The sequence below is a fragment of the Bradyrhizobium sp. UFLA05-89 genome, from assembly GCF_059803475.1.
Genome location: NZ_JBANBA010000035.1, coordinates 70,229 through 77,815, shown reverse-complemented (window position 1 = coordinate 77,815; position 7,587 = coordinate 70,229). Strand labels below are relative to the sequence as shown.

The 7,587-nt window shown below is 64.1% G+C and carries 6 protein-coding genes; 1 reads left to right on the top strand and 5 read right to left on the bottom strand.

Features of this window, described 5'->3' with window-relative positions:
* Window positions 1-113: 113 nt before the first annotated feature.
* Window positions 114-827, bottom strand: coding sequence for a 7-cyano-7-deazaguanine synthase QueC (gene queC / locus SO139_RS19955; RefSeq protein WP_449383815.1), 714 nt, complete (start codon window positions 825-827; stop codon window positions 114-116).
* A gap of 125 nt (window positions 828-952) precedes the next feature.
* Between queC and mazG the strand changes: the two genes are divergently transcribed.
* Window positions 953-1,804: a nucleoside triphosphate pyrophosphohydrolase gene (gene mazG / locus SO139_RS19950; protein WP_449383814.1), complete on the top strand. Its 852-nt coding sequence runs from the start codon at window positions 953-955 to the stop codon at window positions 1,802-1,804.
* A 65-nt stretch (window positions 1,805-1,869) separates the two neighbouring features.
* Here mazG and hflX read toward each other — a convergent pair whose 3' ends face one another.
* From hflX to SO139_RS19930, 4 genes are all read right to left on the bottom strand, one after another.
* Window positions 1,870-3,252, bottom strand: a complete 1,383-nt coding sequence (gene hflX, locus SO139_RS19945; protein ID WP_449383813.1) for a GTPase HflX — start codon at window positions 3,250-3,252, stop codon at window positions 1,870-1,872.
* A gap of 11 nt (window positions 3,253-3,263) precedes the next feature.
* Window positions 3,264-3,512 (bottom strand): RNA chaperone Hfq, encoded by a 249-nt coding sequence (hfq, locus tag SO139_RS19940; RefSeq protein WP_007591126.1) that lies wholly within the window; start codon window positions 3,510-3,512, stop codon window positions 3,264-3,266.
* Between the two features lie 254 nt (window positions 3,513-3,766).
* Complete coding sequence (ntrX, locus tag SO139_RS19935) at window positions 3,767-5,137, bottom strand: nitrogen assimilation response regulator NtrX (RefSeq protein ID WP_449383812.1); 1,371 nt, start codon at window positions 5,135-5,137, stop codon at window positions 3,767-3,769.
* Window positions 5,138-5,154: 17 nt separating this feature from the next.
* Window positions 5,155-7,530 (bottom strand): sensor histidine kinase NtrY-like, encoded by a 2,376-nt coding sequence (locus SO139_RS19930; protein WP_449383811.1) that lies wholly within the window; start codon window positions 7,528-7,530, stop codon window positions 5,155-5,157.
* Window positions 7,531-7,587 lie beyond the last annotated feature (57 nt).

Genomic DNA, 7,587 nt, shown 5'->3' with positions numbered 1-7,587 from the left:
ATCACGGCGTTCGAGGGGTGTCCACACCCTCACCGCCGCTTACCCCAGTCGCCGCTTACCCCATAGCATCTGGATCATCCGCTTTCGCGGATGATGACACCGAGATAATGGCGTCACTTTCGCGCAACGTACTCCGACCATCCCTTCGCGCGCAGGCTGCACGCGGGACACTCGCCGCAGCCATAGCCCCAGTCATGCTGCGCGCCGCGTTCGCCAAGATAGCAGGTGTGGGACTGCGCGCGGATGAGGTCGACGAGGCCATCGCCGCCAAGCTCATGCGCGAGCTGCCAGGTCGCGGCCTTGTCGATCCACATCAAGGGCGTATGCAGATCGAACGTCCGCGCCATGCCGAGCGAGAGCGCGGTCTGCATCGCGCGGATGGTCTCGTCGCGACAGTCGGGATAGCCCGAGTAATCCGTCTCGCACATGCCGCCGACGATATGGGTGATGCCGCGCCGGTAGGCGAGCGCGGCGGCAAAGGTCAGGAACACCAAATTGCGGCCAGGCACGAACGTGTTGGGCAGGCCGTCGGAGCCCATCGCGATTTCGACGTCGCGCGTCAGCGCCGTCTCCGACACAGCGGCCAGCGTCGGGATCGAGAGCGTGTGGCTCTCCCCCAGCTTGGCCGCCCAATCGGGATGCAAGCGCTTCAGGCCACCGACGAGGTGCTCGCGGCAGGCGAGCTCGACGGCATGGCGCTGGCCGTAGTCGAAGCCCAGCGTCTCCACCCGCGCAAAGCGGCTCAGGGCCCAGGCGAGGCAGGTGGTGGAATCCTGGCCGCCGGAGAACAGCACCAGGGCGGTTTCGGACGAATAATATTCGCTCATGGGCGCGATTTAGCATCGCGTGCTGGCGCCGCCAATCGGTGGAAATCGGCTCATTTCACGGCGTTGTGCTGGGAACGCCGGGCCGCTTGCGGCATAAAGCCGACATTGAGGAGATTTGGCCCGCAATGACCCCTTCCCGCGACATTTCACGCCTGATCGATATCATGGCGACTCTACGCACGCCGGTCACCGGCTGTCCCTGGGACCTCGAGCAGAATTTTGCGACGATCGCGCCCTACACGATCGAGGAGGCCTATGAGGTCGCCGACGCGATCGGGCGTGGCGATTTCGACGATCTCCGCGAGGAGCTCGGCGATCTCCTGCTCCAGGTCGTCTATCACGCGCGCATGGCGGAGGAAGAGAACGCGTTTGCGTTCGGCGACGTGGTCGAGGCGATCACGCGGAAGATGATCCGCCGCCATCCGCACGTCTTTGCCGACAAGGACGGCAACATCCAGCCCGCTGGCGTCAAGAGCGCGTGGGAGCGCATCAAGGCCGAGGAGAAGGCCGAGCGCGCCGCGCGTCGGCCGCCGGAGGAAACGCTGCACAGATCACTGCTGGCAAGCGTCAAGGCCGGCCTGCCTGCGCTCACCCGCGCGATGGCTTTGCAGCGCAAGGCCTCCACCGTCGGCTTCGATTGGAACGATCCGCGAGCGGTGCTGAAGAAGATCCGCGAGGAAGCTGACGAGATCGAAGCCGCGCTCGACCGCAACGACAAAGAGGAACTGGCCGAGGAAACCGGCGATCTCCTGTTTGCCGTCGTCAACCTCGCCCGTCATGTCGACGCCGATCCGGAAACCGCGCTGCGCGCGACCAACGCGAAGTTCGAGCGCCGTTTTGCTTACATCGAGCGTGCGCTGGAGGCGAAGGGACGCACGCTGGAGCAGGCCTCGCTTGAGGAGATGGACGTTCTGTGGAACGCGGCGAAAGCGGAGGAGAAGCCTGCAGACGATAGACGCAAGGAAGCCCGCCGGTAACGCCGCTGCTGTAACCCGGATGGAGCGCAAGCGTAATCCGGGCTACGCGCTATTCGCGGTCGTGCCTACGCGGCGTGATGCGGCACGGCGTCGAAGCGATTCACGACGATGTCCCGCTTGGTCTCATCCACCCGCACGGTCATGTCGAAGCGGCCGTCGTGCAGCTCTTTCGCCAGCACCTCGGAATTGCGATGCAGCCAGGAGATGCCGGCGCCGTCGGCGGCGTCGATGGAGAGATCGAGCGTGGTGCGTTTTGCCGCCAGCCGCTCCTCGATCGCGGTGAGGAGTGTGTCGATCCCCTCGCCCGACACGGCCGAGACCAGCATCGCGGGATGATCCGATGGTCTGCGCGCAGCGATGTTCTGCAGCTCCTCGCGCTGTCCGGAATCAAACCGGTCGACCTTGTTCCAGACTTCGATGATGCGGCCGGAGTCGTCGGGGTTGATGCCGAGCTGGCGCAACACGGCGTCGACATCGCTCTGCTGCGCCTCGGCATCCTCATGCGAGATGTCGCGAACGTGCAGGATGACGTCGGCCTCCAGCACCTCCTCCAGCGTGGCACGGAAGGCCGCCACGAGCTGGGTCGGCAGGTTGGAAATGAAGCCGACGGTGTCCGACAGCATTGCCTTGCCGCCATGCGGCAGGTTGAGCGCGCGCAAGGTCGGATCGAGTGTCGCAAACAGCATGTCGGCTGCCTGCACGTCGGCGCGGGTCAGGCGGTTGAACAGCGTCGACTTGCCGGCGTTGGTGTAGCCGACCAGCGCGACGACGCGGTACGGCACGCGCTGGCGGCCGGCGCGGTGCAGCCGCCGCGTCGCCTGCACCTTCTTCAATTCGTTCTCGAGCCTGGAAATGCGCTCGGAGATGAGCCGTCGGTCGGCCTCGATCTGCGTCTCGCCCGGACCGCCCATGAAGCCGAAGCCGCCGCGCTGGCGTTCGAGATGGGTCCAGGACCGCACCAGGCGTGAACGTTGGTAGTTGAGATGCGCGAGCTCGACCTGGAGCGCGCCCTCCTTGGTCTTGGCGCGGCGGCCGAAGATCTCCAGGATCAGGCCGGTGCGATCGAGCACCTTGGCGTTCCAGGCTTTCTCGAGATTGCGCTGCTGGATCGGCGAGAGCGCACAGTCCATCACCACGAGCTCGACCTCGAGGCTCTTGATCAGCCCGGTGATCTCCTCGACCTTGCCCTTGCCGAGATAGGTCGCGGGACGGATCTGGCTGATCGGCGCGACCAGGCTATCTGCGATCTCGAGGTCGATGGCGCGCGCAAGGCCGGCGGCCTCTTCGAGCCGTGCCTCGGCATCGCGCAGGACATGGCTCTCCGATTGCGCGTCGGCTCCGCCGGCGCGCACACGCATATAGGGGCCGATGACGATCACCCGCCCTGTCTGTCCAGCCCCAGCCGACCGCGGACGGTCAGCGCCCCCGTCGAAATTCCGGGGTTCCAATCAGATCACTCTCAAGCCGGCTGATCCTCGCCGCCTTCGAACAGCTGGATCGGAGCGCCGGGCATGATAGTCGAGATCGCATGCTTGTAGACGAGCTGCGAGTGACCGTCGCGCCGGAGCAGCAGACAGAAATTGTCGAACCAGGTCACAATTCCCTGCAGCTTTACTCCGTTGACCAGAAAGATCGTCAGTGGCGTCTTGGTTTTGCGAACGTGATTAAGGAAGGTGTCTTGTAGGTTTTGTGCGCGGTCTGCCGCCATTTTTGTTATCTCGCTTTGAGTTTCTTGTTGTTTGGATAGTCCGACCGGTCGCGGCCTTCTTCTGTGATGTGGGCCACTCCCGGTTGCCTTCCCTCATGAGATCCCCCTCGGAGGGTCGGCGAAAGGATTAGAAGACAGGTACGCTTATTAGGCAAGCCGCTTCACGCGGCAGCCCGCATCCAAATCCTCCGAAAAACTACGGAAATCGATGATTTTCCTTCGATATTATGAATGTGTGGCCGATCGGACGCGGCTCAACCGACGCCGAGCGCCTTCAACTTCCGGTGTAGTGCCGAACGCTCCATGCCAACGAACTCGGCCGTGCGAGAAATATTTCCTGAAAAACGACTGATCTGGGCAATCAAATAGTCGCGTTCGAAGACCTCCCGCGCCTCGCGCAGCGGCAGGCCCATGATGTGCTCGCCATTGTTGCTGGTCGGCATCGCCGGGACCATCGAGCCGACGTCCTGCGGCAGCATGTCGGCGGTGATGATCACCTCCGGACCGCCGGCGGCGAGAATCATGACTCTCTCAACGTTGTTGCGGAGCTGACGGACGTTGCCGGGCCAGACGTGGGACTGGAGCACCGCCATCGCATCCTGGCCGATCTGGCGCTTGGGCAGCCCCGTGGCTGCCGAGATCTGGTCCATGAAATAGTCGATCAACTCCGGAATGTCCTCGCGCCGTTCGGAGAGCGCGGGCACGCGGATCGGGACCACCGAGAGGCGGTGATAGAGATCCTCGCGGAAAGTGCCGGCTGCGATCTCCTCCTCGAGGTTGCGGGCGGTCGAGGAGATGATGCGCACGTCGACCTGCACCTTGCCGGTGCCGCCGACGCGCTGGAACGACTGCTCGACCAGCACGCGCAAAATCTTGTTCTGGGTCTCGCGCGGCATGTCGGCAATCTCGTCGATGAACAACGTGCCGCCATGAGCCTCTTCGAGCGCGCCCGACTTGCGCGGCTGCTCGCCATTGGACTGCTCGACGCCGAACAGCTCGTGCTCCATCCGCTCCGGCGTGATCGCCGCCGCATTGATCACGACGAAGGGCCCGTCCGCGCGACCCGAGGCCGCATGCAGCGTCCGCGCGGTCAACTCCTTGCCGGCGCCAGCGGGGCCGACGATCAGGATGCGGCTGTTGGCCTTGGCTGCGCGCTCGATGGTCTGGCGGAGCTGGTTCATGCTGGGCGAGCGGCCGACGAGCTGGCTCGCGGTCGGGGCGAGCTGCTTGAGCTCCCTCACCTCGCGCTTCAGCCGCGAGTTTTCCAGCGCGCGCGTCGCCACCAGGATCAGGCGGTCGGCCTTGAACGGCTTCTCGATGAAATCATATGCGCCGCGCTTGATCGCGGCGACCGCGGTCTCGATGTTACCGTGGCCGGAAATCATCACGACCGGCAGGTCGACATTGTCCTTCTTGACCTGCTCGAGCAGCTGCAAGCCGTCGAGCTTGGAGCCTTGCAGCCATATGTCGAGGAACACCAGATGCGGCCTGCGATTGGCGATCTCCGCGAGGGCAGAGTCGCTGTCGCGCGCGGTCCTGGTGACGAAACCCTCATCTTCCAAAATGCCCGCGACGAGATCTCGAATATCGGCCTCATCATCGACAATCAGAATTTCATTTGCCATGGGTTGCGCCCGCTCTGTCAGTTGCCCGTTGAGGCTTTGATTCTTGTTGCATCATTAGTCGTTTCTGCCGGCTCTTTGGTTTCGGCGGCCGGCGCCTTTGTGTTCGGTTCTTTGGCTGTTTCCCGGGCCTTCTGAGCCGCGTCCTTCACCTCGACGGTGTTGGCATGGCCCGAGATCGCAAAACGCATCCGCATCCAGGCGCCGCGCTGGCCTTCCCGAAAATCGGAGGCGTCCTTCAACTCGATGCGCCCGCCATGGTCTTCGAGGACGCGGCCGACGATCGCAAGGCCGAGGCCCGTGCCCTTGGCTCGCGTCGTGACGTAAGGCTCGAGCAGCCGCGAGCGCGCGACCTTGGGCAGGCCGATACCGTTGTCGACGACGTCGATCAGCACGTCCTGGGCTTCGCGCGAGACCACGACATCGATGCGGCCCTTTCCACCATCCTTGCCGAGCTCCTCCGGGGGGACCTGTTCGATCGCTTCCGTCGCGTTCTTGACGATGTTGGTGACGGCCTGCGAGATCAGCCGGCGGTCGAATTGCGCGCGCAGCGGGTCTTGCTTGAAAGTGGTCTCGATGTCGAGCTCCGGGTGCGCGACCTTCATCAGGAACACCGCCTGCCGCACGGTGTCGACGACGTCCTCGCCTTCCATCACCGGTTTTGGCATGCGCGCAAAGCGCGAGAACTCGTCGACCATGCGTCTGATGTCGTCGACCTGGCGCACGATGGTATCGGTGCACTGGTCGAAGATCGACTTGTCCTTCTCCTCGGTGATGGTCTTGCCGAATTTGCGGCGGATGCGCTCGGCGGAGAGCTGGATCGGCGTCAGCGGGTTCTTGATCTCGTGCGCGATGCGACGCGCCACGTCACCCCAGGCCGAGGTGCGCTGCGCCGAAACGAGCTCGGTGATGTCGTCGAGCGTGATGATGTAGCTGTCGCGCGGCTGGCTGGTCTTCTCCGCGCTGACGCGGACCGACAGGTTGCGCTCCTGCCCGTCGCGCATGATGGTGATCTGCCCCTGCACCAGCCGCTGGGTGCCTTCCCGCGCGGTCTTCATCATGTCGTCGAGCTCGGGCAGCACCTCCGACAAGGGATGGCCGAGCGTCTCGGACTCGGCGTGCCCGATCAGCTTCTCCGCGGAGCGGTTCAGGATACCGACGCTGCCGGAGGCGTCGACGCCGATGATGCCGGCAGAGGCCGAGGACAGCACGGCCTCGATGAAGCGGCGACGGCTGTCGATCAGGTCGCTGGCGCTGACGAGCTCGTCGCGTTGGCTGCGGAGTTCCTGCGTCATCTTGTTGAAGGTCTCGCCCAACTGGGCGAGATCGCCTTCCGATTTGTGCACGGGGACCTGGACGTGGAGATCGCCGGTCGAAACCGTATGGGCCGCGTTCATCAGCCGCCTGATCGGCGCCACCAGCCAGTTGGCGAAGTTGAGGCCAATCAGCACCGAGGCCATCAGGATGGTCAGCGCGATCACCGCGAACATCAGCGCAAACGCGACTTGAATGCCAAGTCTGCGCGATTCAATCTGCGCATATTCGGCGACACCCAGCTGTGTCTGCTTGACCTGTGCCACGACGCGAGGGTCGAGCTGACGGGCAACATAGAGGAAGGTGTCGTTGAAGGCGCGGAGCCGGATCACGGCCGCCACGTAATTGTTCTCCGGCAGCACAGCGATTTCCGGCTCGCTCTCACCGACATTGCTCAGGAACTCCGGAGCTGGAGGCGAATAGGCGAGCCGGATGCCGGTGTCTGCCGATTCAAGGATGTTGGTATTCTTGTCGATGATCATCGCGCCCGGCAGGTTCCGGGAGCCGGCGCTCGCCGTCAGCAGTTCGCGAAACGACCGCCGGTCCTGGTCATAGAGCGGGCGGGCGTGCGCGATGTCGTTGGCCATTCCCAGAATGTCGCCGCGAATGAGCTGCGCATGATCTTGCATATAGGCGAGCGCGATCGTCAGCGAGTTCTGGATCACCTCCTTGGTCGGCCCGGAGAACAGCCGGTCGAGGCCGCGCTCGATGGTGACGTTGGCGACGATCGCGACCAGCACCGCCGGCAGCACGGCGATCACCGAAAACAGCCCCACGATCTGGAAATGCAGCCGCGCCGCCGCCCGCCCCCGCCGGCGCGCCTGGATCATCTGCCAGATCTCGTGGACGATGATGCCGACCAGGAGCAGTATGGTGCCGGCGTTGATCATCAGGAACGACCTGACGACGTCAGGCGTCGGCTCGATACGGGTCAGCCCGGTCAGGACGACGAAGGTCAGGAACGCCGAGAGCAGCGCCAGCATGACGGCGAACGGCGCCAACCAGCGGCGCGGCGACCAGCGCCGGGCTTCTGCGGTTGGAGACGTATCAAAGGCTGCGCCCGAACTATCTTCGCTGGTCATTCCGGCAATGGTGATGCTGAAAACGGGGATCCGTGGATCACGGATACTGATGCATTC